Below are 23900 nucleotides of genomic sequence, written 5' to 3'. Positions count from 1 at the left end.
TGTACCAGCCCAACCATGGGGGGCAAGTTTCGTTTTTTCTTGTTACTTATCAGTTGATTATCATCATGGTGAAGATTAATGCATATTATGCTTGCTTTAAATGTGTCTTAAGGACATTATTAATTGTGTCTAAGGGACACAATTAAGGAGAGAGCGATGAGCGTAAAATTGACATTAACCCTGGATGAGCAGGTGTACGCAATTGCCAGCGGTATTTTTCCTGACGGGGCCGCCTGGTTGAAAGTAACCGATGCGTTGCCATCCTCTGCTCGTCTGATGCGCATTCGGGCGATAGCAATGCGTGATATGAACGACTTTATGCTGGTGGCGCAACTAGTGGAAGCGGTTCGCCACCAAACCGATGTACTGGTCAGTCACCTCGAACTCCCCTGGCTGCCATGGGCGCGCCAGGACCGACATATGGTCGCGGGTGACAGCTTTGCGCTGAAAGTCTTTGCCAGTCAGCTCAATACACTGAAGTTTGACAAGGTAAAAGTGCTCGACCCACACAGCGAAGCCGCGGCAGCGGCAATAGATAACTTTGTGGCTATTTCGCAGGAGACCTGTCTGCAACAAAGCGCGACCCTGCTGCGCCAGTTTCAACAAAAAGCGTTGATGCTGGTTGCACCAGATGCCGGATCGTTGAAGAAAATTGATGCTGTCGCCAGAGCGGTAGGTGTCTCTGAATATGCCATTCTGAGCAAAAAACGTGATGTGGCAACTGGCAATCTGACCGGGTTTGCACTGGTTGCGGGGAATGTTAAGGGCAGAGATCTGCTGATTGTTGACGACCTGTGTGATGCCGGTGGCACCTTTATTGGATCAGCTCAGGTTTTACGTGATGCCGGAGCCCGCAGCGTTAGCCTGTATGTCACCCACGGTATCTTTTCTAAGGGTGTTGAACACTTGTTCGCCAACGGAATCGATGCCATCTACACCACAACCTCTTTAGCTGCATCTGCGCTGGCACATCCGCAGCTTGAACTTATCGATATTGACGCGATTTACCGCGCCTGAGGGAGATAATTATTATGAAAATGAACCCTATTCTGGCCATCGACGGCTACAAAGTTTCTCACCGCGTACAGTATCCGCAAGGAACCAGCCGGGTCTATTCCAACTTTACGCCACGCAGCGATCGCTTTTTTTCGTCACCACTGCCGGATGGCAAGCTGGTGTTCTTCGGTCTGCAGGGATTTCTGCAGTGGTTTCTGATCGACCTGTTTAACGAGGCGTTCTTTGCTCGAGCGCAGGAAGAGGTGGTAAAGGAATACAAGCAGGTAATGGACAGCTATCTTGGAAAAGATGCTGTAGCGGTTGACCACATTCGCGCGCTGCACCAGTTGGGTTATTTGCCACTGCATATCAAGGCGCTGGATGAAGGTAGCAAAGTTCCGATGGCGGTGCCGGTATTAACCATCATCAATACCAAACCTGAGTTTTTCTGGCTGGTGAATTACCTTGAGACTGTGTTGTCGGCGGAGCTGTGGAAAGCGTCAACTAACGCTACTATTGCTCACCACTATCGCAAAATCTGCGAACGTTGGGCGGAGAAAACCTGTAGCGATCAGACACATCTCGATTTCCAGTGTCATGATTTTTCATTTCGAGGCATGTCTGGTTTGCAGGATACCATGCAGGCAGGAAGCGGGCATTTGCTGAGTTTTAAAGGTACTGACAGCATTCCATCGTTGCTCTATGCCCGCGATTATTACACTGACGGCGAAGGATATTTTATCGGCGCCAGTATTCCCGCAACTGAGCACAGCGTAATGTGTATGGGGGAGCGCGAGCATGAGATTGAAACTTTTCGTCGCCTGATTGCTGATCTCTACCCGCAGGGATTTGTGTCGATAGTCTCAGATACCTGGGACTACTGGCAGGTGTTGACGGAATATACCCTTGAACTAAAGCACATCATTTTGGCGCGTGAGGGCCGGGTAGTATTCCGCCCGGACAGCGGTAATCCGGTAGATATTCTGTGCGGCACCGGCGCGGATGAAGATTCTCGTGCCGATCGTACCCCGCAGGAGAAAGGCTCAGTGGAAGTGCTGTGGGCAATTTTTGGCGGCACGATTAACTCCAAAGGGTATAAGGTGCTCGACCCACATGTCGGGTTGATCTATGGCGATTCCATTACCCTTGAGCGGGCGAATGAAATCCTGCGTCGCCTGGAAGCAAAAGGATTTGCCAGTTCAAATGTGGTATTTGGGGTTGGTTCATTCACTTACCAGTACAGCACGCGTGATACATTTGGTTTTGCGATGAAAGCAACATGGGGGGAGGTTGACGGTAAAGGACGGACGATCTTTAAAGAGCCGAAAACCGACAATGGTCTGAAACGTTCAGCCCGGGGACTGCTGCGCGTCGCGCGTGATGATCAAGGTGAGCTATGCCTGCATGATGAACAAAACTGGGGGCAGGAGATGGAAGGAGAGTTGAAAACGCGCTTTCTTGACGGCAAGCTTTTCAATCGTGAACATTTCGAACAAATTCGCCAGCGTCTGGCGACGCAACGCTAGTTTACATCCTCCCATTAATCTGTCGCTAGGCCTGATAAGACGCTTTCGCGCCTTTATCCGGCAATCAAGGCTACTCGGCAAGCATTTGCTCAAGCTGTTCCTGCGCGTCCAGCCAGGCCATTTCGCACTCTTCCAGCCCGGATTTTGCGCTCGCCTGTTGTTGCAGGCATGCCGTTAGTTCAGCTTTGCGACTTTGGTCGTACAGTTCGCTGTCGCCAAGCTTCTCTTCCGCCTGTGCCAGTTGTGCGTGTAGCTTTTCCATCTCTTTTTCCAGACGGGTTATCTCTTTACGCAGTGGTTGCGTCAGGGTTCGCAGCTCTGCTTCGCGGCGCTTCTGGTCTTTACGCGCCTGGGCGCTGTTGACACTCTCTTTCGCCGGTTCGTCGCTCTGGTTTTCCTGCTTTTGTACGTCGCTTAGCCACTGCTGATAGTCTTCCAGATCGCCATCAAACGGCTCGACCTTCTTGTCGTGTACCAGATAGAGGTCGTCGGTAGTGGAGCGAATCAGGTGACGGTCGTGCGAAACCACAACCAGTGCGCCTTCGAAATCAATTAATGCTTCGGTCAGCGCCTGACGCATGTCGAGATCCAGGTGGTTAGTCGGCTCATCGAGCAGCAACAGGTTCGGGCGTTGCCAGACGATCAGCGCCAGCACCAGACGCGCTTTTTCACCGCCGGAGAAGCGCGCGGTCTGTTCGGTAACTTTATCTCCCTGGAAGCCGAATCCGCCGAGGTAATCGCGTAGTTTCTGTTCCAGCTCTTGCGGCGCCATGCGTGCCAGATGCTGAATAGGGGATTCATCAGCCCGCAGGAACTCCAATTGATGCTGAGCGAAATAGCCGAGCTTAATACCCTTCGCCAGACCGATTTCACCACTGATCGGCGCCAGTTCTCCCGCCAGCAGTTTAATCAGTGTTGATTTACCCGCACCGTTACGTCCTAACAGGCCGATACGTGACCCCGGAACCAGGTTCAGTTTGATGGAGTCGAGGATGACGCGATCGCCATAGCCTGCGCTGACTTTTTCCATTTTCAGCAATGGATTGGGCAGGCTTTCCGGCGCGCGGAAACTGAAATGGAACGGGTTATCGACATGAGCCGGAGCGATGAGCTCCATGCGTTCCAGCATTTTAATACGGCTCTGTGCCTGCTTTGCTTTAGTTGCTTTGGCGCGGAAGCGATCGATATAGCTTTGCAGATGCGCCACGCGCTCCTGCTGGCTTTCGTACATCGCCTGCTGTTGTGCGAGACGCGTAGCGCGCTGAATTTCAAACGCGCTGTAGTTACCGGTGTACTCGAACATCGTCTGTTGTTCGATATGAATAATTTTATCTACCACCGGATCGAGGAAATCACGGTCATGAGAGATCAGGATCAGCGTGCCCTGATAGCTTTTCAGCCACCGTTCCAGCCAGATTACCGCGTCGAGATCGAGGTGGTTGGTCGGTTCATCAAGCAGCAGAAGATCTGAACGACAAATCAGTGCCTGAGCAAGGTTGAGGCGCATACGCCATCCGCCGGAGAAATCGCTGACCGGACGTTCAAGCTGCTCATTCGAAAAACCGAGGCCGTGTAACAGGCTGGCGGCACGCGAGCGAACCGTCCATGCATCAATAGCGTCCAGTTTGCCGTGTACGGTCGCAATGGCGTTTCCATCGTTACGTTCGTTGGCATCGTTCAACTGTGCTTCCAGCTGACGATATTCGCGGTCACCGTCAATCACGTACTCCAGCGCAGGCTGAGGAAGTGCTGGTGTTTCCTGGTTCACCCAAGCGAGCTGCCAGTTACCAGGGAACGTAAATCCCCCGGCGTCGGCGCTGATTTCATTTTTCAGCAATGCCAGCAGGGTAGATTTACCGCAGCCATTTTTACCGACCAGACCAACCTTCTGCCCTGGATTAATGGTGGCCGTGGCATTGTCCAGTAAGACGCGCACGCCGCGACGAATTTGTAACGAGGAGAAAACAATCATAAGGCGCCGTATGTTCAGACTATGTTAATTTATCATTATGATAATGTAATGTGCGGGCGCTTTGCCGCACCGAGGCGCAATGGTAGCCCAAAACGTCGAAAATAGACAAAAGACATAACCGGGAGGGGAATGATGTTCCAGCCAGCGAAAGTTTTGCTGCTGTATGCCCATCCGGAATCTCAGGACTCGGTCGCGAACCGGGTTCTGCTTAAACCGGCCATGCAGCTCAGTAATGTTACCGTGCACGATCTTTATGCACACTATCCCGATTTTTTTATCGATATTCCGCACGAGCAGGAACTGCTGCGTGAGCATGATGTGATTGTTTTCCAGCATCCGCTATACACCTATAGCTGTCCGGCCCTGTTAAAGGAATGGCTTGATCGTGTTCTCAGCCGTGGATTTGCCAGCGGTCCGGGTGGAAATCAACTGGCGGGAAAGTACTGGCGGAGTGTCATCACTACCGGTGAGCCGGAAAGTGCTTACCGTTATGATGCGCTGAACCGCTATCCGATGAGCGATGTGCTGCGCCCTTTTGAGTTGACGGCCGGAATGTGCCGGATGCACTGGATGAGCCCTATTATCGTTTACTGGGCCAGGCGGCAGACAAAGCAGGAGCTGGACAGTCATGCTAAAGCGTATGGCGACTGGCTGGCAAATCCGATTCCTTCGGGAGGCCGCTGATGGAAGGTTCTGATTTATTACTGGCGGGAGTGTTATTCCTCTTCGCGGCGGTAGCTGCGGTGCCGTTGGCATCGCGGCTGGGCATTGGCCCTGTATTGGGGTATTTGCTGGCGGGGATCGCTATTGGTCCGTGGGGATTAGGGTTCATCAGCGATGTGGATGAAATCCTCCACTTCTCTGAATTGGGTGTGGTTTTTCTGATGTTTATCATTGGGCTGGAGCTTAACCCTTCCAAGCTATGGCAGTTGCGACGCTCAATATTTGGCGTCGGCGCGGCTCAAGTGATGCTCAGCGCAGTGGTTCTGGCTGGCCTGCTGATGCTCACGAATTTCTCCTGGCAGGCGGCAGTGGTGGGCGGAATCGGGTTGGCGATGTCCTCAACGGCGATGGCGCTGCAGCTGATGCGGGAAAAGGGGATGAACCGCAGCGAATCCGGGCAACTGGGTTTTTCGGTATTACTATTTCAGGATCTGGCGGTGATCCCCGCGCTGGCGTTGGTTCCGCTGTTAGCCGGTTCTGCTGACGAACATTTTGACTGGATCAAAGTAGGAATGAAGGTGCTGGCCTTTGCTGGCATGTTGATTGGTGGGCGTTATCTGCTCCGTCCCGTTTTTCGCTTTATCGCGGATTCCGGTGTACGGGAGGTATTTACCGCAGCCACGCTGCTCCTGGTACTGGGTTCTGCTTTATTCATGGATGCGTTGGGGTTGTCGATGGCCCTTGGAACTTTTATCGCGGGCGTGCTGCTGGCGGAAAGCGAATATCGACATGAGCTGGAAACGGCAATTGATCCTTTTAAAGGTCTGTTGCTTGGTTTGTTCTTCATATCTGTGGGGATGTCGCTAAATCTTGGCGTTCTGTATACCCACATTCTGTGGGTGGTCGCGAGCGTTATTGTGCTGGTAGTTGTTAAGACGCTGGTGCTGTATCTATTGGCGCGACTGAATGGGATGAGAAGCTCGGAGCGTATGCAGTTTGCCGGTGTGTTAAGCCAGGGGGGAGAATTTGCCTTCGTCCTTTTTTCAACGGCATCATCACAACGACTGTTTCAGGGCGATCAAATGGCGCTGCTGCTGGTGACCGTCACATTGTCGATGATGACGACACCGTTGTTGATGAAGCTGATTGATAAATGGCTCTCCCGCCAGATTAACGGCCCGGATGATGAAGATGAAAAACCTTGGGTGGAAGACGATAAACCGCAGGTGATTGTGGTGGGGTTTGGGCGCTTTGGGCAGGTAATAGGCCGTTTGCTGATGGCGAATAAAATGCGTATTACCGTGCTGGAACGCGATATCAGCGCGGTTAATCTGATGCGTAAATATGGCTATAAAGTTTATTACGGCGATGCGACACAAGTAGAACTTTTACGTTCCGCTGGTGCTGAAGCGGCGGAGTCGATAGTGATCACCTGTAACGAGCCTGAAGATACGATGAAGCTGGTGGAACTGTGTCAGCAGCATTTTCCGCATTTGCATATTCTTGCGCGAGCGCGCGGACGCGTGGAAGCACATGAGTTATTACAAGCTGGTGTAACGCAGTTTTCCCGCGAAACCTTTTCGAGTGCGCTGGAATTGGGACGTAAAACTCTGGTTTCATTGGGTATGCATCCGCATCAGGCCCAACGTGCTCAGCTGCATTTCCGGCGGCTGGACATGCGTATGCTACGGGAGTTGATCCCGATACATACCGATACGGTACAAATCTCTCGTGCCAGAGAAGCCCGGCGCGAACTGGAGGAAATTTTCCATCGAGAGATGCAGCAAGAGCGACGACAGCTGGATGGCTGGGATGAATTTGAGTAGGGGATAACCATGGCAATTCGTAAACGTTTTATTGCAGGTGCAAAATGTCCGTCCTGCCAGGCGCAGGACTCGCTGGCGATGTGGCGCGAAAATAATATCGATATTGTTGAGTGTGTTAAGTGTGGCCATCAGATGCGGGAAGCCGATAAAGAAGCACGCGAGCACGTTCGCAAAGAAGAACAAGTGATAGGGATTTTTCATCCGGACTAGCGATATGGCGCAGCTTTTTTTAAGCTAGAGGGTACACGGGTGCAGAATTCCGCTACAATCTGCGCCACTATTCTTTCCATGCTCAGGAGATATCATGAAAGTAGCAAAGGACCTGGTGGTCAGCCTGGCCTATCAGGTACGTACAGAAGACGGTGTGTTGGTTGATGAGTCTCCGGTGAGTGCACCGCTGGACTACCTGCATGGTCACGGTTCCCTGATCTCTGGTCTGGAAACAGCGCTGGACGGTCATGAAGTTGGCGATAAATTCGATGTTGCTGTAGGCGCAAACGACGCTTATGGTCAGTATGACGAAAACCTGGTGCAGCGCGTTCCTAAAGATGTATTTATGGGCGTTGATGAACTGCAGGTTGGCATGCGCTTCCTGGCTGAAACCGACCAGGGACCTGTACCGGTAGAAATTACCGAAGTGGAAGACGACCACGTAGTGGTTGACGGTAACCACATGCTGGCTGGCCAGAACCTGAAATTCAACGTGGAAGTTGTTGCGATCCGCGAAGCAACCGAAGAAGAACTGGCTCACGGTCACGTTCACGGTGCGCACGGTCATGACCACGATCACGACCACGACGGTTGCTGCGGCGGTCATGGCCACGACCATGGGCACGAGCACGGCGGCGAAGGTTGCTGCGGCGGTGGCGGTAAAGGTAATGGCGGCTGCGGTTGCCACTAATACCCTTCATCTTTCAACCCACAGCGGTATTGGCTGTGATTTGAAATCCTTTGGGTATATATGAGTAGGCCGGATAAGATGTTTACGTCGCTATCCGGCACAAAAAAAGCGGGAATTCCCCGCTTTTTTTATGTCTCAATAATGCGGCGGCGGTGTCTCTTCGGACTGCGACGCAATATGGGACGGCTGAGTTGCTTTGAGCTTCTCCGTCAGTAGACGCAGATGATCGCGCAGTTTGGCCATTTCCAGTTCGTGAGCAGTTACCGTCACATTAAGCTCTTCAATGGTTATTTCCTGAAATGCCAGGCGACTCTCCAGTTCAGCCAGCCGAGTTTCCATCGTTGTATCCTGCATGATTCACCTCTTCTGTTATTTCCGGCAGATCGCGGACTGCGGCGAATTCTACTCAACTTTGCCTGTTTGCACAGCACTCATTCCCGTGTGACGAAACTAATTTAAACAAAAAGAGTCTGAAATGTGGTGATAATAGGGCGTGTCCGTATGTTGATTTGTTCTACAACGCTTTATAGTACGTTTTTATGTTAGCTAACCCTGGGGTGAGATGCCCCGGCCCTGGAGAGATGGATGAAATCACTGTTTAAAGTAACGTTGCTGGCGACCACAATGGCCGTTGCTCTGCATGCCCCGATCACCTTCGCTGCTGATACTGCGAAACCAGCCGCTACCGCTGACAGCAAAGCAGCATTCAAGAATGACGACCAGAAAGCGGCTTACGCGCTGGGAGCATCCCTGGGGCGTTACATGGAAAACTCCCTGAAAGAGCAGGAGAAACTGGGCATCAAACTGGATAAAGATCAGCTGATCGCTGGCGTTCAGGATGCGTTTGCGGACAAGAGCAAATTGTCTGACCAGGAAATCGAACAAACTCTGCAGGCGTTTGAAGCGCGCGTGAAGACTTCCGCCCAGGCGAAAATGGAAAAAGACGCGGCTGATAATGAAGCCAAGGGTAAAGCGTACCGTGAGAAGTTTGCCAAAGAGAAAGGTGTTAAAACCTCTTCTACTGGTCTGGTCTACAAAGTAGAGAAAGCCGGTACAGGTGAAGCACCGAAAGACAGCGATACCGTGGTTGTGAACTACAAAGGTACGCTGATTGATGGTAAAGAGTTTGATAACTCTTACACCCGTGGCGAGCCACTCTCTTTCCGTCTTGACGGTGTTATCCCGGGCTGGACAGAAGGCCTGAAAAACATCAAGAAAGGCGGTAAAATTCAGCTGGTTATTCCACCGGATCTGGCTTATGGCAAAACCGGCGTTCCGGGTATTCCGGCAAACTCCACGCTGGTCTTTGATGTTGAGCTGTTAGATATCAAACCGGCGCCGAAAGCGGATGCGAAGGCAGACGCTGCACCGGCAGATAAAGCTGCAGATGCCAGCAAAAAATAAGGTACCAAAAACCGCCGCCCACAGGGCGGCGGTTTTTTATTATCGACAGGATATAATTAATACTGGAAAGCGCCTTGTGCGCTGTATTACTTTAGATGCCCCTAATAGTGATGAGCCTGCCCTGACAACATAACGACAGGCTCCTGAAAAGGAGTGCTTTTTTTCATGTCCAGGTCGCTTTTAACCAACGAAACCAGTGAGCTAGATTTGCTGGATCAACGTCCTTTCGATCAAACCGACTTCGATATCCTTAAATCCTACGAAGCGGTAGTGGACGGGTTGGCGATGCTCATTGGTTCCCATTGTGAAATCGTATTGCACTCTTTGCAGGATTTGAAATGCTCGGCTATTCGCATCGCCAACGGTGAACACACGGGCCGAAAAATCGGCTCACCGATTACCGATCTTGCGTTGCGCATGCTGCATGATATGACGGGTGCGGATAGCAGCGTGTCGAAATGTTATTTCACACGTGCGAAAAGCGGTGTCTTAATGAAGTCGGTGACGATTGCCATTCGCAACCGTGAGCATCGCGTAATTGGTCTGCTGTGCATCAATATGAATCTTGATGTACCTTTCTCGCAAATAATGAATACCTTTATTCCGCCGGAAACCCCGGAAGTGGGCTCAGCCGTAAACTTTGCTTCATCAGTGGAAGATCTGGTGACACAGACGCTGGAATTCACGATTGAAGAAGTGAATGCCGATCGTAACGTATCTAACAATGCGAAGAATCGTCAGATCGTCCTGAATCTGTATGAGAAAGGCATCTTCGATATCAAAGATGCTATTAATCAGGTCGCTGACCGTCTGAACATCTCCAAACATACTGTTTACCTCTATATTCGCCAGTTCAAAAGTGGTGATTTCCAGGGGCAAGACAAGTAATGCGTTTTGCCATCATGGTGACAGGACCTGCCTATGGCACACAGCAGGCGAGCAGCGCGCTGCAATTTGCACATGCGTTGCTTGAGGAAGGGCATGAGTTAAGCCGTGTCTTTTTTTATCAGGAGGGGGTATATAACGCTAACCTTCTGACATCACCCGCCAGTGATGAATTTGATTTGGTGCGAGGCTGGCAGCAAATCAATCAACAATTTGGTGTAGAGCTTAATATTTGTGTGGCGGCGGCGTTGCGTCGTGGCGTTGTTGATGAGACCGAAGCGAAGAGGCTTGGGCTGACAAGTTCGAACTTACAATCAGGTTTTAACCTCAGTGGGCTTGGCTCGCTGGCCGAGGCATCCCTGACGTGCGATCGCGTGGTACAGTTTTAATGAAACGTGTTGCTTTTGTTTTTTCCACTGTGCCGCACGGCAGTGCATCAGGCCGCGAAGGTCTTGATGCATTACTGGCGACTTCAGCATTAACGGAAGACCTTGGTGTATTTTTTATTGGTGATGGCGTCTTCCAGATCCTGCAAGGACAAAAACCGGATGCTGTCCTCGCCCGTGATTATATCGCGACTTTTAAACTGCTGGGGCTGTACGATATAGAGCAATGCTGGCTTTGCGCCGCCTCCCTGCGTGAGCGAGGGCTTGATCAGGGGGCCAGTTTTGTGGTCGATGCGACGGTTCTTGAACCCCATGATTTGCGCCGTGAGCTTGGCAACTATGATGTTATTTTGAGGTTTTGACATTCTCATGCTGCATACTTTACATCGCTCCGCGTGGCTTACTGATTTCTCCTCTCTTCTTCGTCTTGTTGGTGAAGACGATGAGCTTTTATTGCTCCAGGATGGCGTGACGGCGGCAATAGATGGTACCCGCTTCCTTGAAAGTCTGCAGAATGCCTCCATTAAGGTCTATGTACTGGAAGAAGACATTAAAGCTCGCGGGTTAGATGGTCAAATTTCAGACAGTGTCGTCAGGGTTGGCTATACTGACTTCGTCAGACTTACGGTGAAGCATCCCAACCAGATGGCCTGGTAATTGTGGGATCGTTGTATATTTCTTGACACCTTTTCGACACCGACCTAAAATTCTGCGTCCTCATATTGTATGAGGTCGTTTTATTACGTGTTTACGAAGCAAAAGCTAAAACCAGGAGCTATTTAATGGCAACAGTTAACCAGCTGGTACGCAAACCACGCGCACGCAAAGTTGCAAAGAGCAACGTGCCTGCGCTGGAAGCATGCCCGCAGAAACGTGGCGTATGTACTCGTGTATATACTACCACTCCTAAAAAACCGAACTCCGCACTGCGTAAAGTTTGCCGTGTTCGTTTGACTAACGGTTTTGAAGTGACTTCCTACATCGGTGGTGAAGGTCACAACCTGCAGGAGCACTCCGTGATCCTGATCCGTGGCGGTCGTGTAAAAGACCTTCCGGGTGTTCGTTACCACACCGTTCGTGGTGCGCTTGACTGCTCCGGCGTTAAAGACCGTAAGCAATCACGTTCCAAGTATGGCGTGAAACGTCCTAAGGCTTAATGGTTCTCCGTTAAGTAAGGCCAAACGTTTTATATTAATGTCAAACTAAACTCTTAGAGTTTTGGACAATCCTGAATTAACAACGGAGTATTTCCATGCCACGTCGTCGCGTCATTGGTCAGCGTAAAATTCTGCCGGATCCGAAGTTCGGATCAGAACTGCTGGCTAAATTTGTAAATATCCTGATGGTAGATGGTAAAAAATCTACTGCCGAAACAATCGTATACAGCGCGCTGGAGACCCTGGCTCAGCGTTCTGGTAAAAATGAACTGGAAGCTTTCGAAGTAGCTCTCGAAAACGTGCGCCCGACTGTCGAAGTTAAGTCTCGCCGCGTTGGTGGTTCTACTTATCAGGTACCAGTTGAAGTCCGTCCGGTCCGTCGTAATGCCCTGGCAATGCGTTGGATCGTTGAAGCTGCTCGTAAACGCGGTGATAAATCCATGGCTCTGCGCCTGGCGAACGAACTTTCTGATGCTGCAGAAAACAAAGGTACTGCAGTTAAGAAACGTGAAGACGTTCACCGTATGGCAGAAGCCAACAAGGCGTTCGCACACTACCGTTGGTAATCCCTTCGGAGTATTAGTCACCAGGCGGGCGCTTCTTGTAAGCAGCCCGCTTTGGGCTACTTAAATTGAACGCCTAAAAGATAAACGAGGAATCAAATGGCTCGTACAACACCCATCGCGCGCTACCGTAACATCGGTATCAGTGCGCACATCGACGCCGGTAAAACCACTACTACCGAACGTATTCTGTTCTACACCGGTGTAAACCATAAAATCGGTGAAGTTCATGACGGCGCAGCCACCATGGACTGGATGGAACAGGAGCAGGAGCGTGGTATTACTATCACCTCCGCAGCGACTACTGCATTCTGGTCTGGTATGGCTAAGCAGTATGAACCGCATCGCGTAAACATCATCGACACCCCGGGGCACGTTGACTTCACTATCGAAGTAGAACGTTCCATGCGTGTGCTTGATGGTGCAGTAATGGTTTACTGCGCAGTTGGTGGTGTTCAGCCGCAGTCTGAAACCGTATGGCGTCAGGCTAACAAATATAAAGTTCCGCGCATTGCGTTCGTTAACAAAATGGACCGTATGGGCGCGAACTTCCTGAAAGTTGTTGGTCAGATCAAAACCCGTCTGGGCGCGAACCCTGTTCCGCTGCAGCTGGCAATTGGTGCTGAAGAAAACTTCACTGGTGTTGTTGACCTGGTGAAAATGAAAGCCATCAACTGGAACGAAGAAGATGCAGGCGTAACCTTCACTTATGAAGATATCCCGGCTGACATGCAGGAACTGGCTGAAGAATGGCACCAGAACCTGATCGAGTCCGCCGCGGAAGCTTCAGAAGAGCTGATGGAGAAATACCTGGGTGGTGAAGAACTGACTGAAGAAGAGATCAAGAAAGCTCTGCGTCAGCGCGTTCTGAACAACGAAATCATCCTGGTAACCTGTGGTTCTGCGTTTAAGAACAAAGGTGTTCAGGCGATGCTGGATGCGGTAATTGATTACCTGCCATCCCCGACTGATGTACCTGCGATCAACGGTATTCTGGACGACGGTAAAGATACTCCGGCTGAGCGTCACGCTAGCGATGAAGAGCCGTTTGCTGCTCTGGCATTCAAAATCGCTACCGACCCGTTCGTGGGTAACCTGACCTTCTTCCGCGTGTACTCTGGTGTGGTTAACTCCGGTGATACCATCCTGAACTCCGTGAAATCTGCACGTGAGCGTTTTGGCCGTATCGTTCAGATGCACGCCAACAAACGTGAAGAGATCAAAGAAGTTCGCGCGGGCGACATCGCTGCTGCGATCGGTCTGAAAGACGTGACCACTGGTGATACCCTGTGTGATCCAGATTCTCCGATCATTCTGGAGCGTATGGAATTCCCGGAACCGGTAATTTCCATCGCGGTAGAACCGAAAACCAAAGCTGACCAGGAAAAAATGGGTCTGGCTCTGGGCCGTCTGGCTAAAGAAGACCCGTCATTCCGCGTATGGACTGACGAAGAATCTAACCAGACTATTATCGCCGGTATGGGTGAGCTGCACCTCGACATCATCGTTGACCGCATGAAGCGTGAATTCAACGTTGAAGCGAACGTCGGTAAACCTCAGGTTGCTTACCGTGAAGCGATTCGCGCGAAAGTTACCGATATCGAAGGTAAACACGCTAAGCAGTCTGGTGGTCGCGGTCAGTATGGTCATGTTGTTATCGACATGTACCCGCTGGAGCCGGGTTCAAACCCGAAAGGCTACGAATTCATCAACGACATCAAAGGTGGTGTAATTCCTGGCGAATACATCCCGGCCGTTGATAAAGGCATCCAGGAACAGCTGAAATCTGGCCCGCTGGCTGGTTACCCGGTTGTTGATCTGGGCGTGCGTCTGCACTTCGGTTCTTACCATGACGTTGACTCCTCTGAGCTGGCGTTTAAACTGGCCGCTTCTATCGCCTTTAAAGATGGCTTTAAGAAAGCGAAACCAGTTCTGCTTGAGCCTATCATGAAGGTTGAAGTAGAGACTCCGGAAGAGAACACCGGTGACGTTATCGGTGACTTGAGCCGCCGTCGTGGTATGCTTCGTGGTCAGGAATCCAACGTCACTGGCGTTGTGATCCACGCTGAAGTTCCGCTGTCTGAAATGTTCGGATATGCAACCCAGCTGCGTTCTCTGACCAAAGGCCGTGCTTCTTACTCCATGGAGTTCCTGAAGTACGACGATGCGCCGAACAACGTTGCTCAGGCCGTTATTGAAGCCCGTGGTAAATAAGCCACAGGATTAAAACCTAAGTCCCGTGCTCTCTCCAAAGGGGAGAGCACTATAGTAAGGAATATAGCCGTGTCTAAAGAAAAATTTGAACGTACAAAACCGCACGTTAACGTCGGCACCATCGGCCACGTTGACCACGGTAAAACTACCCTGACCGCTGCAATCACCACCGTTCTGGCTAAAACCTACGGCGGTGCTGCTCGTGCTTTCGACCAGATCGATAACGCTCCGGAAGAAAAAGCTCGTGGTATCACCATCAACACTTCTCACGTTGAATATGACACCCCGACTCGCCACTACGCGCACGTAGACTGCCCGGGCCACGCCGACTATGTTAAAAACATGATCACCGGTGCTGCGCAGATGGACGGCGCGATCCTGGTTGTTGCTGCGACTGACGGCCCGATGCCGCAGACTCGTGAGCACATCCTGCTGGGTCGTCAGGTAGGCGTTCCGTACATCATCGTGTTCCTGAACAAATGCGACATGGTTGATGACGAAGAGCTGCTGGAACTGGTAGAAATGGAAGTTCGTGAACTTCTGTCTCAGTACGATTTCCCGGGCGACGACACTCCGATCGTTCGTGGTTCTGCTCTGAAAGCGCTGGAAGGCGATGCAGAGTGGGAAGCAAAGATCATCGAACTGGCTGGCTTCCTGGATTCTTACATCCCGGAACCAGAGCGTGCGATTGACAAGCCGTTCCTGCTGCCTATCGAAGACGTATTCTCCATCTCCGGTCGTGGTACCGTTGTTACCGGTCGTGTAGAGCGCGGTATCATCAAAGTTGGTGAAGAAGTTGAAATCGTTGGTATCAAAGAGACTGCTAAGTCTACCTGTACTGGCGTTGAAATGTTCCGCAAACTGCTGGACGAAGGCCGTGCTGGTGAGAACGTTGGTGTTCTGCTGCGTGGTATCAAACGTGAAGAAATCGAACGTGGTCAGGTACTGGCTAAGCCGGGTTCAATCAAGCCGCACACCAAGTTCGAATCTGAAGTGTACATTCTGTCCAAAGACGAAGGCGGCCGTCATACTCCGTTCTTCAAAGGCTACCGTCCGCAGTTCTACTTCCGTACTACTGACGTGACTGGTACCATCGAACTGCCAGAAGGCGTAGAGATGGTAATGCCGGGCGACAACATCAAAATGGTTGTTACCCTGATCCACCCGATCGCGATGGACGACGGTCTGCGTTTCGCAATCCGTGAAGGCGGCCGTACCGTTGGCGCGGGCGTTGTTGCTAAAGTAATGAGCTAATTATTGATTAATTAGTTTTGAGCTTAAAAAGGGCGCTTCGGCGCCCTTTTTGCTGCCTGCAATTCATTCGCTGTAATATTTATTCGCATTTTTCGCTAACCCAACCGGCGTGCAAACATAATTGTGCTATTGTAATCATAACTATTCTCATTTACACTTTGCACAGAAATTGAACGGGAGCGATCATGTACGTTTGTTTGTGTAATGCGATAAGTGATAAAAAAATTCGTCAGGCTGTTCGCCAGTTTCATCCTCAGTCCTTTCAGCAATTACGTAAATTTATTCCTGTTGGAAATCAATGCGGTAAGTGTATTCGGGCTGCGCGTGAAGTGATGCAGGATGAATTAACTCAAATACCAGAATTTAAAGAGATCGCCTAAGTCACACTCTTTTTTTTGACATCCCTGTAGCCCCATCTACGCTCTAAGAGTGGAAGCGGAGGGACTATAAAATGAAAGGTGATGTTAAAATCATAAATTATCTCAATAAACTATTGGGAAATGAGCTTGTCGCAATCAACCAGTATTTTCTCCATGCCCGTATGTTTAAAAACTGGGGACTGACTCGCCTCAATGATGTTGAGTATCATGAATCTATTGATGAGATGAAACACGCCGATAAATATATCGAGCGTATTTTATTCTTAGAAGGGCTGCCAAACTTACAGGATCTGGGTAAGTTAGGGATTGGTGAAGATGTTGAGGAGATGCTGCAGTCAGATCTTCGACTTGAACTTGATGGCGCGAAAGATTTGCGTGAAGCCATTGCCTATGCCGATAGCGTTCATGACTACGTCAGCCGGGATATGATGATAGAAATCCTTACTGAAGAAGAAGGGCATATTGACTGGCTCGAAACGGAGCTGGATTTGATTTCAAAACTTGGCTTGCAAAATTATCTGCAATCACAGATTAAAGTCAGTGACTAATCGCCCTGCATCAGATTTACCCAGCCAATAATAAAACCCGCCGCCGCCAGATATGGCCCAAAAGGCAGCGGGTTTTTTAGTACCTTTCTTCCATCCGTAACGCTCCTAATCCCAATGATGCAACAGGCCAGACAGGCAGCAGTGAAGACCAACAGCGGTAATGATTCCCAACGATGCCACGCACCAAGTGCTGCGAGAAATTTTACATCACCATAGCCTAGTCCTTCCTGTCGTCTTACCAGCCGGTAGCTCCAATAGATAAGTGAAAACACGCTATATCCCACCGCGGCCCCCCAAACTGCATCAGATAATTCAGCCGGTTTACAGCATTGATGATAAATAAGACCACTCCATAGAAGAGGGCAGGTAAACTTGTCTGGCAATAAACCGGTGCGTAAATCCTGTATCCAAAGAAGCCCGCATAAGGACGTGTAGGTAAACAGGAAGAGGAGGTTGATGTACATGCTCGAATTCTCATCGCTAAAGAGATAACCCTCCAGTAAATGTGGCGTCCATACAAGATCCGAATAGCTATAACGGTTGCCTGCTTCCAGTAAAAACATGCATGCGCAAGTTTCTACAATCTGCCTGGAATGGTGCTCGCATTACAGGTCGGGTGATTAATTTCTACACGGCACTTGCGTAAGGCTGAGATTTACGTATAATGCGCGGGCTTGTCTTAATTGACGGCTGGTTCAATCTGAACCACTGATAGTCGATTTGACTATCTGACAATGTTCCCGATTGGGGAACTCTGTAAGAACGGTTACACTCTCCCATCAATCGTAATGGGTTTGAGGAGTAACTATTTCGTCTATAAAATAATTGGAGCTCTGGTCTCATGCAGAACCAAAGAATCCGTATCCGCCTGAAAGCGTTTGATCATCGTCTGATCGATCAATCAACCGCGGAAATCGTCGAGACTGCTAAGCGCACTGGTGCGCAAGTCCGTGGTCCGATCCCGCTGCCGACCCGCAAAGAGCGCTTTACCGTTCTGATCTCTCCGCACGTTAACAAAGACGCGCGTGATCAGTACGAGATTCGCACTCACAAGCGTCTGGTTGACATCGTTGAGCCAACTGAGAAAACCGTTGATGCTCTGATGCGTCTGGATCTGGCTGCCGGTGTAGACGTGCAGATCAGCCTGGGTTAATCAGGTCATCGAGCGATTGAGAGGTTGATACAATGATTGGTTTAGTCGGTAAAAAAGTGGGAATGACCCGCATCTTCACTGAAGATGGCGTATCTATCCCAGTAACCGTAATCGAAGTTGAAGCAAACCGCGTTACTCAGGTTAAAGACCTGGCTAACGACGGCTACCGCGCTATTCAGGTTACCACTGGTGCTAAAAAAGCTAACCGTGTAACCAAGCCGGAAGCTGGTCACTTTGCTAAAGCTGGCGTTGAAGCTGGCCGCGGCCTGTGGGAGTTCCGTCTGGCGGATGGTGAAGAATTCACCGTAGGTCAGAGCATTAGCGTTGAACTGTTTGCTGACGTTAAAAAAGTTGACGTAACCGGTACCTCTAAAGGTAAAGGTTTCGCTGGTACCGTTAAGCGCTGGAACTTCCGTACCCAGGACGCTACTCACGGTAACTCCTTGTCTCACCGCGTTCCGGGTTCTATCGGTCAGAACCAGACTCCGGGCAAAGTGTTCAAAGGCAAGAAAATGGCAGGTCAGCTGGGCAACGAGCGTGTAACCGTTCAGAGCCTGGACGTAGTACGTGTTGACGCTGAGCGCAACCTGCTGCTGGTTAAAGGTGGTGTTCCGGGTGCGACCGGTTGCGACCTGATCGTTAAACCAGCTGTGAAGGCGTAAGGGGATAGCAATGGAATTAGTATTGAAAGACGCGCAGAGCGCGCTGACTGTTTCCGAAACTACCTTCGGTCGTGATTTCAACGAAGCGCTGGTTCACCAGGTTGTTGTTGCTTATGCAGCTGGTGCTCGTCAGGGTACTCGTGCTCAGAAGACTCGTGCTGAAGTAACTGGTTCAGGCAAAAAGCCGTGGCGCCAGAAAGGTACCGGCCGTGCGCGTTCAGGTTCTATCAAGAGCCCGATCTGGCGTTCTGGTGGCGTGACCTTCGCTGCTCGCCCGCAGGACCACAGTCAAAAAGTTAACAAAAAGATGTACCGCGGCGCGCTGAAAAGCATTCTGTCCGAACTGGTACGTCAGGATCGTCTGATCGTTGTCGAATCATTCTCTGTAGAAGCGCCTAAAACTAAGCTGCTGGCACAGAAACTGAAAGACATGGCTCTGGAAGATGTGCTGATCATCACCGGTGAGCTGGACGAAAACCTGTTCCTGGCTGCGCGCAACCTGCACAAGGTTGACGTACGCGATGCAACTGGTATCGACCCGGTTAGCCTGATCGCCTTCGACAAAGTCGTAATGACTGCTGATGCTGTTAAGCAAGTTGAGGAGATGCTGGCATGATTCGTGAAGAACGTCTGCTGAAGGTGCTGCGCGCACCGCACGTTTCTGAAAAAGCGTCTACTGCGATGGAAAAAACTAATACCATCGTTCTCAAAGTTGCTAAAGACGCGACCAAAGCAGAAATCAAAGCTGCTGTGCAGAAACTGTTTGAAGTCGAAGTCGAAGTCGTTAACACCCTGGTAGTTAAAGGGAAAGTTAAACGTCACGGACAGCGTATCGGTCGTCGTAGCGACTGGAAAAAAGCTTACGTCACCCTGAAGGAAGGCCAGAATCTGGACTTCGTCGGCGGCGCTGAGTAAGTCGGAGGAGTAATACAATGGCAGTTGTTAAATGTAAACCGACATCTCCGGGTCGTCGCCACGTCGTTAAAGTGGTCAACCCAGAGCTGCACAAGGGCAAACCTTTTGCTCCGCTGGTTGAAAAAAACAGCAAATCCGGTGGTCGTAACAACAATGGCCGTATCACCACTCGTCACATCGGTGGTGGTCACAAGCAGGCTTATCGTATCGTTGACTTCAAACGCAACAAAGACGGTATCCCGGCAGTTGTTGAACGTCTTGAGTACGATCCGAACCGTTCCGCGAACATCGCGTTGGTTCTGTACAAAGACGGTGAACGCCGTTACATCCTGGCCCCTAAAGGCCTGAAAGCTGGCGACCAGATTCAGTCTGGCGTTGATGCTGCAATCAAAGCAGGTAACACCCTGCCGATGCGCAATATCCCGGTTGGTTCTACCGTTCATAACGTAGAAATGAAACCAGGTAAAGGCGGTCAGCTGGCTCGTTCTGCTGGTACTTACGTTCAGATCGTTGCTCGTGATGGTGCTTATGTCACCCTGCGTCTGCGTTCTGGTGAAATGCGTAAAGTCGAAGCAGACTGTCGTGCAACTCTGGGCGAAGTTGGCAATGCTGAGCATATGCTGCGCGTTCTGGGTAAAGCAGGTGCTGCACGCTGGCGTGGTGTTCGTCCTACCGTTCGCGGTACTGCGATGAACCCAGTCGACCACCCACATGGTGGTGGTGAAGGTCGTAACTTTGGTAAGCACCCGGTAACTCCGTGGGGCGTTCAGACCAAAGGTAAGAAGACCCGCAGCAACAAGCGTACTGATAAATTCATCGTACGTCGCCGTAGCAAATAATTTTAGAGGATAAGCCATGCCACGTTCTCTCAAGAAAGGTCCTTTTATTGACCTGCACTTGCTGAAGAAGGTAGAGAAAGCGGTGGAAAGCGGAGACAAGAAGCCCCTGCGCACTTGGTCCCGTCGTTCAACGATCTTTCCTAACATGATCGGTTTGACCATCGCTGTCCATAATGGTCGTCAGCACGTTCCGGTATTTGTTTCCGACGAAATGGTCGGTCACAAACTGGGTGAATTCGCACCGACTCGTACTTATCGCGGCCACGCTGCTGATAAAAAAGCGAAGAAGAAATAAGGTAGGAGGAAGAGATGGAAACTTTAGCTCAACATCGCCATGCTCGTTCTTCTGCTCAGAAGGTTCGCCTTGTTGCAGACCTGATTCGCGGTAAGAAAGTGTCGCAGGCTCTGGATATTCTGACCTACACCAATAAGAAAGCGGCTGTACTGGTTAAGAAAGTCCTGGAATCTGCCATTGCTAACGCTGAACACAACGATGGCGCTGACATTGACGATCTGAAAGTTACGAAAATTTTCGTAGACGAAGGCCCGAGCATGAAGCGCATTATGCCGCGTGCAAAAGGTCGTGCAGATCGCATCCTGAAGCGCACCAGCCACATTACTGTGGTTGTGTCCGATCGCTGAGACTCTGGAGACTAGCAATGGGTCAGAAAGTACATCCTAATGGTATTCGCCTGGGTATTGTAAAACCATGGAACTCAACCTGGTTTGCGAACACCAAAGAATTCGCTGACAACCTGGACAGCGATTTTAAAGTACGTCAGTACCTGACTAAGGAACTGGCGAAAGCGTCTGTATCTCGTATCGTGATCGAGCGTCCGGCTAAGAGCATCCGTGTGACCATTCACACCGCTCGTCCGGGTATCGTTATCGGTAAGAAAGGCGAAGACGTAGAAAAACTGCGCAAAGTCGTAGCGGATATTGCTGGCGTTCCTGCTCAGATCAATATCGCCGAAGTGCGTAAACCTGAACTGGACGCAAAATTGGTTGCTGACAGCATCACTTCTCAGCTGGAACGTCGTGTTATGTTCCGTCGTGCTATGAAGCGTGCTGTACAGAACGCAATGCGTCTGGGCGCTAAAGGTATTAAAGTTGAAGTTAGCGGCCGTCTGGGCGGCGCGGAAATCGCACGTACCGAATGGTACCGCGAAGGTCGCGTACCTCTGCACACTCTGCGTGCTGACATCGACTACAACACCTCTGAAGCGCACACCACTTACGGTGTAATCGGCGTTAAAGTGTGGATCTTCAAAGGCGAGATCCTGGGTGGTATGGCTGCTGTTGAACAACCGGAAAAACCGGCTGCTCAACCTAAAAAGCAGCAGCGTAAAGGCCGTAAATAAGGAGCGTCGCTGATGTTACAACCAAAGCGTACAAAATTCCGTAAAATGCACAAAGGCCGTAACCGCGGTCTGGCGCAGGGTACGGATGTTAGCTTCGGCAGCTTCGGTCTGAAAGCTGTTGGCCGTGGTCGTCTGACTGCCCGTCAGATCGAAGCAGCACGTCGTGCTATGACCCGTGCAGTTAAGCGTCAAGGTAAGATCTGGATCCGTGTATTCCCGGACAAACCGATCACTGAAAAGCCGCTGGCAGTGCGTATGGGTAAAGGTAAAGGTAACGTGGAGTATTGGGTTGCCTTGATTCAGCCGGGTAAAGTCCTGTATGAAATGGACGGCGTACCGGAAGAGCTGGCCCGTGAAGCATTCAAGCTGGCAGCAGCGAAACTGCCGATTAAAACCACCTTTGTAACTAAGACGGTGATGTAATGAAAGCAAAAGAGCTGCGTGAGAAGAGTGTTGAAGAGCTGAACACCGAGCTGCTGAATCTGCTGCGTGAGCAGTTCAACCTGCGTATGCAGGCTGCAAGTGGCCAGCTGCAACAGTCTCACCTGTTGAAGCAAGTGCGTCGTGATGTCGCACGCGTTAAGACTTTACTGACTGAGAAGGCGGGTGCGTAATGACCGATAAAATCCGTACTCTGCAAGGTCGCGTTGTTAGCGACAAAATGGAGAAATCCATTGTTGTTGCTATCGAACGTTTTGTGAAACACCCGATCTACGGTAAATTCATTAAGCGTACGACCAAACTGCACGTACATGACGAGAACAACGAATGCGGTACTGGTGACGTGGTTGAAATCCGCGAATGCCGTCCGCTGTCCAAGACTAAGTCCTGGACGCTGGTTCGCGTTGTAGAGAAAGCTGTTCTGTAATACAGTAGGCATTCTCAACGAATAAACGGCTCAGCGATGAGCCGTTTATTTTTTCTACCCATATCGTTTAAGCGGTGTTATAATGCCGCGCCCCCGATATGGGGCTTTTTTAACGACCTGATTTTCGGGTCTCAGTAGTAGTTGACATTAGCGGAGCACTAAAATGATCCAAGAACAGACTATGCTGAACGTCGCCGACAACTCCGGTGCACGTCGCGTAATGTGTATCAAGGTTCTGGGTGGCTCGCACCGTCGCTACGCAGGCGTAGGCGACATCATCAAGATCACCATCAAAGAAGCAATTCCGCGTGGTAAGGTCAAAAAAGGTGATGTGCTGAAGGCGGTAGTGGTGCGCACCAAGAAGGGTGTTCGTCGCCCGGACGGTTCTGTCATTCGCTTCGATGGTAATGCATGCGTTATTTTAAACAATAACAGCGAGCAACCTATCGGTACGCGTATTTTTGGGCCGGTAACTCGTGAACTTCGTAACGAGAAGTTCATGAAAATTATCTCTCTGGCACCAGAAGTACTCTAAGGAGCGAATCATGGCAGCGAAGATCCGTCGTGATGACGAAGTTATCGTGTTAACCGGTAAAGATAAAGGTAAACGCGGTAAAGTGAAAAATGTCCTGTCTTCCGGCAAGGTCATTGTTGAAGGTATCAACCTGGTTAAGAAACATCAGAAGCCGGTTCCGGCCCTGAACCAACCAGGCGGCATCGTAGAGAAAGAAGCAGCTATTCAGATCTCTAACCTTGCTATCTTCAACGCGGCAACCGGCAAGGCTGACCGTGTAGGCTTTAGATTCGAAGACGGCAAAAAAGTCCGTTTCTTTAAATCTAATAGCGAAACTATCAAGTAATTTGGAGTAGTACGATGGCGAAACTGCATGATTACTACAAAGACGAAGTAGTCGCTAAACTCATGACTGAGTTTAACTACAATTCTGTCATGCAAGTCCCTCGGGTCGAGAAGATCACCCTGAACATGGGTGTTGGTGAAGCGATCGCTGACAAGAAACTGCTGGATAACGCAGCAGCTGACCTGACAGCAATCTCCGGTCAAAAACCGCTGATCACCAAAGCACGCAAATCTGTTGCAGGCTTCAAAATCCGTCAGGGCTATCCGATCGGCTGTAAAGTAACTCTGCGTGGCGAACGCATGTGGGAGTTCTTTGAGCGCCTGATCACTATTGCTGTTCCACGTATCCGTGACTTCCGTGGCTTGTCCGCTAAGTCTTTCGACGGTCGTGGTAACTACAGCATGGGTGTCCGTGAGCAGATCATCTTCCCAGAAATCGACTACGATAAAGTCGACCGCGTGCGTGGTTTGGATATTACCATTACCACTACTGCGAAATCTGATGAAGAAGGCCGTGCTCTGCTGGCTGCCTTTGACTTCCCGTTCCGCAAGTAAGGTAGGGTTACTG

Annotated in this window: 34 protein-coding genes; 31 read left to right on the top strand and 3 right to left on the bottom strand. The window is 50.5% G+C overall.

What is annotated here, in order from left to right; translation table 11 throughout:
- The first annotated feature begins 156 nt into the window (after window positions 1-156).
- Window positions 157-1017, top strand: a complete 861-nt coding sequence (gene prs, locus SK36_RS19895; protein WP_048222850.1) for a ribose-phosphate diphosphokinase — start codon at window positions 157-159, stop codon at window positions 1015-1017.
- A 14-nt stretch (window positions 1018-1031) separates the two neighbouring features.
- Entirely contained in the window at window positions 1032-2522 is a 1491-nt protein-coding gene (locus SK36_RS19890; RefSeq protein ID WP_048222847.1) for a nicotinate phosphoribosyltransferase, read from the top strand.
- A 70-nt stretch (window positions 2523-2592) separates the two neighbouring features.
- Here SK36_RS19890 and SK36_RS19885 read toward each other — a convergent pair whose 3' ends face one another.
- Window positions 2593-4494: an ABC transporter ATP-binding protein gene (locus SK36_RS19885; RefSeq protein ID WP_045448362.1), complete on the bottom strand. Its 1902-nt coding sequence runs from the start codon at window positions 4492-4494 to the stop codon at window positions 2593-2595.
- Between the two features lie 132 nt (window positions 4495-4626).
- Between SK36_RS19885 and kefG the strand changes: the two genes are divergently transcribed.
- From kefG to slyD, 4 genes are all read left to right on the top strand, one after another.
- Window positions 4627-5178, top strand: a complete 552-nt coding sequence (gene kefG / locus SK36_RS19880) for a glutathione-regulated potassium-efflux system ancillary protein KefG (RefSeq protein WP_048223473.1) — start codon at window positions 4627-4629, stop codon at window positions 5176-5178.
- Window positions 5178-6983 (top strand): glutathione-regulated potassium-efflux system protein KefB, encoded by a 1806-nt coding sequence (gene kefB / locus SK36_RS19875; protein ID WP_045448360.1) that lies wholly within the window; start codon window positions 5178-5180, stop codon window positions 6981-6983. The genes kefG and kefB overlap by 1 nt, the downstream gene beginning before the upstream one ends.
- A gap of 9 nt (window positions 6984-6992) precedes the next feature.
- Window positions 6993-7193 (top strand): YheV family putative zinc ribbon protein, encoded by a 201-nt coding sequence (locus SK36_RS19870; protein WP_005121675.1) that lies wholly within the window; start codon window positions 6993-6995, stop codon window positions 7191-7193.
- 94 nt (window positions 7194-7287) lie between these two features.
- Window positions 7288-7884 (top strand): peptidylprolyl isomerase, encoded by a 597-nt coding sequence (gene slyD / locus SK36_RS19865; protein ID WP_045448357.1) that lies wholly within the window; start codon window positions 7288-7290, stop codon window positions 7882-7884.
- A 135-nt stretch (window positions 7885-8019) separates the two neighbouring features.
- Here the strand turns inward: slyD and SK36_RS19860 are convergent, their stop codons facing one another.
- Window positions 8020-8238: a protein SlyX gene (locus SK36_RS19860; protein ID WP_003023639.1), complete on the bottom strand. Its 219-nt coding sequence runs from the start codon at window positions 8236-8238 to the stop codon at window positions 8020-8022.
- 231 nt (window positions 8239-8469) lie between these two features.
- On the opposite strand from SK36_RS19860, the gene fkpA reads away from it, so the two are divergent.
- From fkpA to bfr, 11 genes are all read left to right on the top strand, one after another.
- Window positions 8470-9288, top strand: coding sequence for an FKBP-type peptidyl-prolyl cis-trans isomerase (gene fkpA, locus SK36_RS19855; protein WP_045448355.1), 819 nt, complete (start codon window positions 8470-8472; stop codon window positions 9286-9288).
- Between the two features lie 165 nt (window positions 9289-9453).
- A complete protein-coding gene (locus SK36_RS19850) occupies window positions 9454-10176 on the top strand; it encodes a helix-turn-helix transcriptional regulator (RefSeq protein ID WP_003023643.1) in 723 nt (240 codons plus the stop codon).
- A complete protein-coding gene (gene tusD, locus SK36_RS19845; RefSeq protein ID WP_045448353.1) occupies window positions 10176-10562 on the top strand; it encodes a sulfurtransferase complex subunit TusD in 387 nt (128 codons plus the stop codon). The genes SK36_RS19850 and tusD overlap by 1 nt, the downstream gene beginning before the upstream one ends.
- The gene (tusC, locus tag SK36_RS19840; protein ID WP_048222844.1) at window positions 10562-10921 is read left to right on the top strand and encodes a sulfurtransferase complex subunit TusC; all 360 of its coding nucleotides are present in this window, start codon (window positions 10562-10564) and stop codon (window positions 10919-10921) included. The genes tusD and tusC overlap by 1 nt, the downstream gene beginning before the upstream one ends.
- A gap of 7 nt (window positions 10922-10928) precedes the next feature.
- Complete coding sequence (tusB, locus tag SK36_RS19835; RefSeq protein WP_045448350.1) at window positions 10929-11216, top strand: sulfurtransferase complex subunit TusB; 288 nt, start codon at window positions 10929-10931, stop codon at window positions 11214-11216.
- Window positions 11217-11341: 125 nt separating this feature from the next.
- Window positions 11342-11716, top strand: a complete 375-nt coding sequence (gene rpsL / locus SK36_RS19830) for a 30S ribosomal protein S12 (RefSeq protein WP_003023654.1) — start codon at window positions 11342-11344, stop codon at window positions 11714-11716.
- A gap of 95 nt (window positions 11717-11811) precedes the next feature.
- Complete coding sequence (gene rpsG, locus SK36_RS19825) at window positions 11812-12282, top strand: 30S ribosomal protein S7 (protein WP_003023657.1); 471 nt, start codon at window positions 11812-11814, stop codon at window positions 12280-12282.
- Window positions 12283-12378: 96 nt separating this feature from the next.
- Window positions 12379-14493: an elongation factor G gene (fusA, locus tag SK36_RS19820; protein ID WP_045448338.1), complete on the top strand. Its 2115-nt coding sequence runs from the start codon at window positions 12379-12381 to the stop codon at window positions 14491-14493.
- Window positions 14494-14562: 69 nt separating this feature from the next.
- A complete protein-coding gene (tuf, locus tag SK36_RS19815; RefSeq protein WP_042998381.1) occupies window positions 14563-15747 on the top strand; it encodes an elongation factor Tu in 1185 nt (394 codons plus the stop codon).
- A gap of 185 nt (window positions 15748-15932) precedes the next feature.
- On the top strand, window positions 15933-16127 hold the full coding sequence (gene bfd / locus SK36_RS24040) for a bacterioferritin-associated ferredoxin (protein WP_071829044.1): 195 nt from the start codon (window positions 15933-15935) through the stop codon (window positions 16125-16127).
- A 71-nt stretch (window positions 16128-16198) separates the two neighbouring features.
- Window positions 16199-16675, top strand: a complete 477-nt coding sequence (gene bfr / locus SK36_RS19805; RefSeq protein WP_045448334.1) for a bacterioferritin — start codon at window positions 16199-16201, stop codon at window positions 16673-16675.
- On the opposite strand, the gene SK36_RS19800 is transcribed toward bfr, so the two are convergent.
- Complete coding sequence (locus tag SK36_RS19800) at window positions 16672-17139, bottom strand: prepilin peptidase (RefSeq protein ID WP_048223470.1); 468 nt, start codon at window positions 17137-17139, stop codon at window positions 16672-16674. The genes bfr and SK36_RS19800 overlap by 4 nt on opposite strands.
- 377 nt (window positions 17140-17516) lie before the next feature.
- On the opposite strand from SK36_RS19800, the gene rpsJ reads away from it, so the two are divergent.
- The 14 genes from rpsJ (at window position 17517) to rplE (ending at window position 23887) form a co-directional block, all read left to right on the top strand.
- Window positions 17517-17828 carry a 30S ribosomal protein S10 gene (gene rpsJ / locus SK36_RS19795; RefSeq protein WP_001181005.1) on the top strand — a complete coding sequence of 104 codons (312 nt, stop codon included), beginning with the start codon at window positions 17517-17519 and terminating at the stop codon, window positions 17826-17828.
- Between the two features lie 32 nt (window positions 17829-17860).
- Window positions 17861-18490, top strand: coding sequence for a 50S ribosomal protein L3 (gene rplC, locus SK36_RS19790; protein WP_045448329.1), 630 nt, complete (start codon window positions 17861-17863; stop codon window positions 18488-18490).
- 10 nt (window positions 18491-18500) lie between these two features.
- Window positions 18501-19106 (top strand): 50S ribosomal protein L4, encoded by a 606-nt coding sequence (gene rplD / locus SK36_RS19785; RefSeq protein ID WP_003031119.1) that lies wholly within the window; start codon window positions 18501-18503, stop codon window positions 19104-19106.
- Window positions 19103-19405, top strand: a complete 303-nt coding sequence (gene rplW / locus SK36_RS19780; RefSeq protein WP_000617546.1) for a 50S ribosomal protein L23 — start codon at window positions 19103-19105, stop codon at window positions 19403-19405. The genes rplD and rplW overlap by 4 nt, the downstream gene beginning before the upstream one ends.
- Before the next feature lie 17 nt (window positions 19406-19422).
- Window positions 19423-20244 (top strand): 50S ribosomal protein L2, encoded by an 822-nt coding sequence (gene rplB, locus SK36_RS19775; RefSeq protein WP_000301869.1) that lies wholly within the window; start codon window positions 19423-19425, stop codon window positions 20242-20244.
- Between the two features lie 16 nt (window positions 20245-20260).
- Window positions 20261-20539: a 30S ribosomal protein S19 gene (gene rpsS, locus SK36_RS19770; RefSeq protein ID WP_001138115.1), complete on the top strand. Its 279-nt coding sequence runs from the start codon at window positions 20261-20263 to the stop codon at window positions 20537-20539.
- A 14-nt stretch (window positions 20540-20553) separates the two neighbouring features.
- On the top strand, window positions 20554-20886 hold the full coding sequence (gene rplV, locus SK36_RS19765) for a 50S ribosomal protein L22 (protein ID WP_000448832.1): 333 nt from the start codon (window positions 20554-20556) through the stop codon (window positions 20884-20886).
- Window positions 20887-20903: 17 nt separating this feature from the next.
- Window positions 20904-21605, top strand: a complete 702-nt coding sequence (gene rpsC, locus SK36_RS19760) for a 30S ribosomal protein S3 (RefSeq protein WP_000529945.1) — start codon at window positions 20904-20906, stop codon at window positions 21603-21605.
- A gap of 12 nt (window positions 21606-21617) precedes the next feature.
- Window positions 21618-22028, top strand: a complete 411-nt coding sequence (gene rplP, locus SK36_RS19755; RefSeq protein ID WP_000941212.1) for a 50S ribosomal protein L16 — start codon at window positions 21618-21620, stop codon at window positions 22026-22028.
- Window positions 22028-22219, top strand: a complete 192-nt coding sequence (rpmC, locus tag SK36_RS19750; RefSeq protein WP_000644742.1) for a 50S ribosomal protein L29 — start codon at window positions 22028-22030, stop codon at window positions 22217-22219. Before rplP ends, rpmC begins: the two co-directional genes overlap by 1 nt.
- On the top strand, window positions 22219-22473 hold the full coding sequence (gene rpsQ / locus SK36_RS19745; RefSeq protein WP_003031120.1) for a 30S ribosomal protein S17: 255 nt from the start codon (window positions 22219-22221) through the stop codon (window positions 22471-22473). Before rpmC ends, rpsQ begins: the two co-directional genes overlap by 1 nt.
- 163 nt (window positions 22474-22636) lie before the next feature.
- Window positions 22637-23008, top strand: coding sequence for a 50S ribosomal protein L14 (gene rplN / locus SK36_RS19740; protein ID WP_000613954.1), 372 nt, complete (start codon window positions 22637-22639; stop codon window positions 23006-23008).
- Between the two features lie 10 nt (window positions 23009-23018).
- Window positions 23019-23333 (top strand): 50S ribosomal protein L24, encoded by a 315-nt coding sequence (gene rplX, locus SK36_RS19735; protein WP_003031122.1) that lies wholly within the window; start codon window positions 23019-23021, stop codon window positions 23331-23333.
- Window positions 23334-23347: 14 nt separating this feature from the next.
- Window positions 23348-23887 (top strand): 50S ribosomal protein L5, encoded by a 540-nt coding sequence (rplE, locus tag SK36_RS19730; RefSeq protein ID WP_003031123.1) that lies wholly within the window; start codon window positions 23348-23350, stop codon window positions 23885-23887.
- Window positions 23888-23900: the final 13 nt, after the last annotated feature.

Source organism: Citrobacter sp. MGH106, from assembly GCF_001037495.1.
In the GTDB taxonomy this organism is placed as follows: Bacteria; Pseudomonadota; Gammaproteobacteria; order Enterobacterales; family Enterobacteriaceae; genus Citrobacter; species Citrobacter murliniae.
The sequence above is the reverse complement of the archived record's forward strand: the minus strand, read 5'-3'. Positions and strand labels throughout refer to the sequence as shown.

What these genes read in the sequence shown, in the direction of transcription:
- fkpA (WP_045448355.1), top strand. Translation starts at nt 8,470, where the DNA reads ATGAAATCACTGTTTAAAGTAACGTTGCTGGCGACCACAATGGCCGTT.
- SK36_RS19860 (WP_003023639.1), bottom strand. Translation starts at nt 8,238, where the DNA reads ATGCAGGATACAACGATGGAAACTCGGCTGGCTGAACTGGAGAGTCGC.
- SK36_RS19870 (WP_005121675.1), top strand. Translation starts at nt 6,993, where the DNA reads ATGGCAATTCGTAAACGTTTTATTGCAGGTGCAAAATGTCCGTCCTGC.
- rplD (WP_003031119.1), top strand. Translation starts at nt 18,501, where the DNA reads ATGGAATTAGTATTGAAAGACGCGCAGAGCGCGCTGACTGTTTCCGAA.
- SK36_RS19885 (WP_045448362.1), bottom strand. Translation starts at nt 4,494, where the DNA reads ATGATTGTTTTCTCCTCGTTACAAATTCGTCGCGGCGTGCGCGTCTTA.
- rpsQ (WP_003031120.1), top strand. Translation starts at nt 22,219, where the DNA reads ATGACCGATAAAATCCGTACTCTGCAAGGTCGCGTTGTTAGCGACAAA.
- rpmC (WP_000644742.1), top strand. Translation starts at nt 22,028, where the DNA reads ATGAAAGCAAAAGAGCTGCGTGAGAAGAGTGTTGAAGAGCTGAACACC.
- kefB (WP_045448360.1), top strand. Translation starts at nt 5,178, where the DNA reads ATGGAAGGTTCTGATTTATTACTGGCGGGAGTGTTATTCCTCTTCGCG.
- tusD (WP_045448353.1), top strand. Translation starts at nt 10,176, where the DNA reads ATGCGTTTTGCCATCATGGTGACAGGACCTGCCTATGGCACACAGCAG.
- rplC (WP_045448329.1), top strand. Translation starts at nt 17,861, where the DNA reads ATGATTGGTTTAGTCGGTAAAAAAGTGGGAATGACCCGCATCTTCACT.
- tusC (WP_048222844.1), top strand. Translation starts at nt 10,562, where the DNA reads ATGAAACGTGTTGCTTTTGTTTTTTCCACTGTGCCGCACGGCAGTGCA.
- tusB (WP_045448350.1), top strand. Translation starts at nt 10,929, where the DNA reads ATGCTGCATACTTTACATCGCTCCGCGTGGCTTACTGATTTCTCCTCT.
- bfd (WP_071829044.1), top strand. Translation starts at nt 15,933, where the DNA reads ATGTACGTTTGTTTGTGTAATGCGATAAGTGATAAAAAAATTCGTCAG.
- rpsL (WP_003023654.1), top strand. Translation starts at nt 11,342, where the DNA reads ATGGCAACAGTTAACCAGCTGGTACGCAAACCACGCGCACGCAAAGTT.
- rplB (WP_000301869.1), top strand. Translation starts at nt 19,423, where the DNA reads ATGGCAGTTGTTAAATGTAAACCGACATCTCCGGGTCGTCGCCACGTC.
- SK36_RS19850 (WP_003023643.1), top strand. Translation starts at nt 9,454, where the DNA reads ATGTCCAGGTCGCTTTTAACCAACGAAACCAGTGAGCTAGATTTGCTG.
- rpsS (WP_001138115.1), top strand. Translation starts at nt 20,261, where the DNA reads ATGCCACGTTCTCTCAAGAAAGGTCCTTTTATTGACCTGCACTTGCTG.
- rplX (WP_003031122.1), top strand. Translation starts at nt 23,019, where the DNA reads ATGGCAGCGAAGATCCGTCGTGATGACGAAGTTATCGTGTTAACCGGT.
- rplW (WP_000617546.1), top strand. Translation starts at nt 19,103, where the DNA reads ATGATTCGTGAAGAACGTCTGCTGAAGGTGCTGCGCGCACCGCACGTT.
- SK36_RS19800 (WP_048223470.1), bottom strand. Translation starts at nt 17,139, where the DNA reads ATGTACATCAACCTCCTCTTCCTGTTTACCTACACGTCCTTATGCGGG.
- rplE (WP_003031123.1), top strand. Translation starts at nt 23,348, where the DNA reads ATGGCGAAACTGCATGATTACTACAAAGACGAAGTAGTCGCTAAACTC.
- rpsG (WP_003023657.1), top strand. Translation starts at nt 11,812, where the DNA reads ATGCCACGTCGTCGCGTCATTGGTCAGCGTAAAATTCTGCCGGATCCG.
- rplP (WP_000941212.1), top strand. Translation starts at nt 21,618, where the DNA reads ATGTTACAACCAAAGCGTACAAAATTCCGTAAAATGCACAAAGGCCGT.
- slyD (WP_045448357.1), top strand. Translation starts at nt 7,288, where the DNA reads ATGAAAGTAGCAAAGGACCTGGTGGTCAGCCTGGCCTATCAGGTACGT.
- rpsC (WP_000529945.1), top strand. Translation starts at nt 20,904, where the DNA reads ATGGGTCAGAAAGTACATCCTAATGGTATTCGCCTGGGTATTGTAAAA.
- rpsJ (WP_001181005.1), top strand. Translation starts at nt 17,517, where the DNA reads ATGCAGAACCAAAGAATCCGTATCCGCCTGAAAGCGTTTGATCATCGT.
- rplV (WP_000448832.1), top strand. Translation starts at nt 20,554, where the DNA reads ATGGAAACTTTAGCTCAACATCGCCATGCTCGTTCTTCTGCTCAGAAG.
- SK36_RS19890 (WP_048222847.1), top strand. Translation starts at nt 1,032, where the DNA reads ATGAAAATGAACCCTATTCTGGCCATCGACGGCTACAAAGTTTCTCAC.
- rplN (WP_000613954.1), top strand. Translation starts at nt 22,637, where the DNA reads ATGATCCAAGAACAGACTATGCTGAACGTCGCCGACAACTCCGGTGCA.
- kefG (WP_048223473.1), top strand. Translation starts at nt 4,627, where the DNA reads ATGTTCCAGCCAGCGAAAGTTTTGCTGCTGTATGCCCATCCGGAATCT.
- fusA (WP_045448338.1), top strand. Translation starts at nt 12,379, where the DNA reads ATGGCTCGTACAACACCCATCGCGCGCTACCGTAACATCGGTATCAGT.
- bfr (WP_045448334.1), top strand. Translation starts at nt 16,199, where the DNA reads ATGAAAGGTGATGTTAAAATCATAAATTATCTCAATAAACTATTGGGA.
- prs (WP_048222850.1), top strand. Translation starts at nt 157, where the DNA reads ATGAGCGTAAAATTGACATTAACCCTGGATGAGCAGGTGTACGCAATT.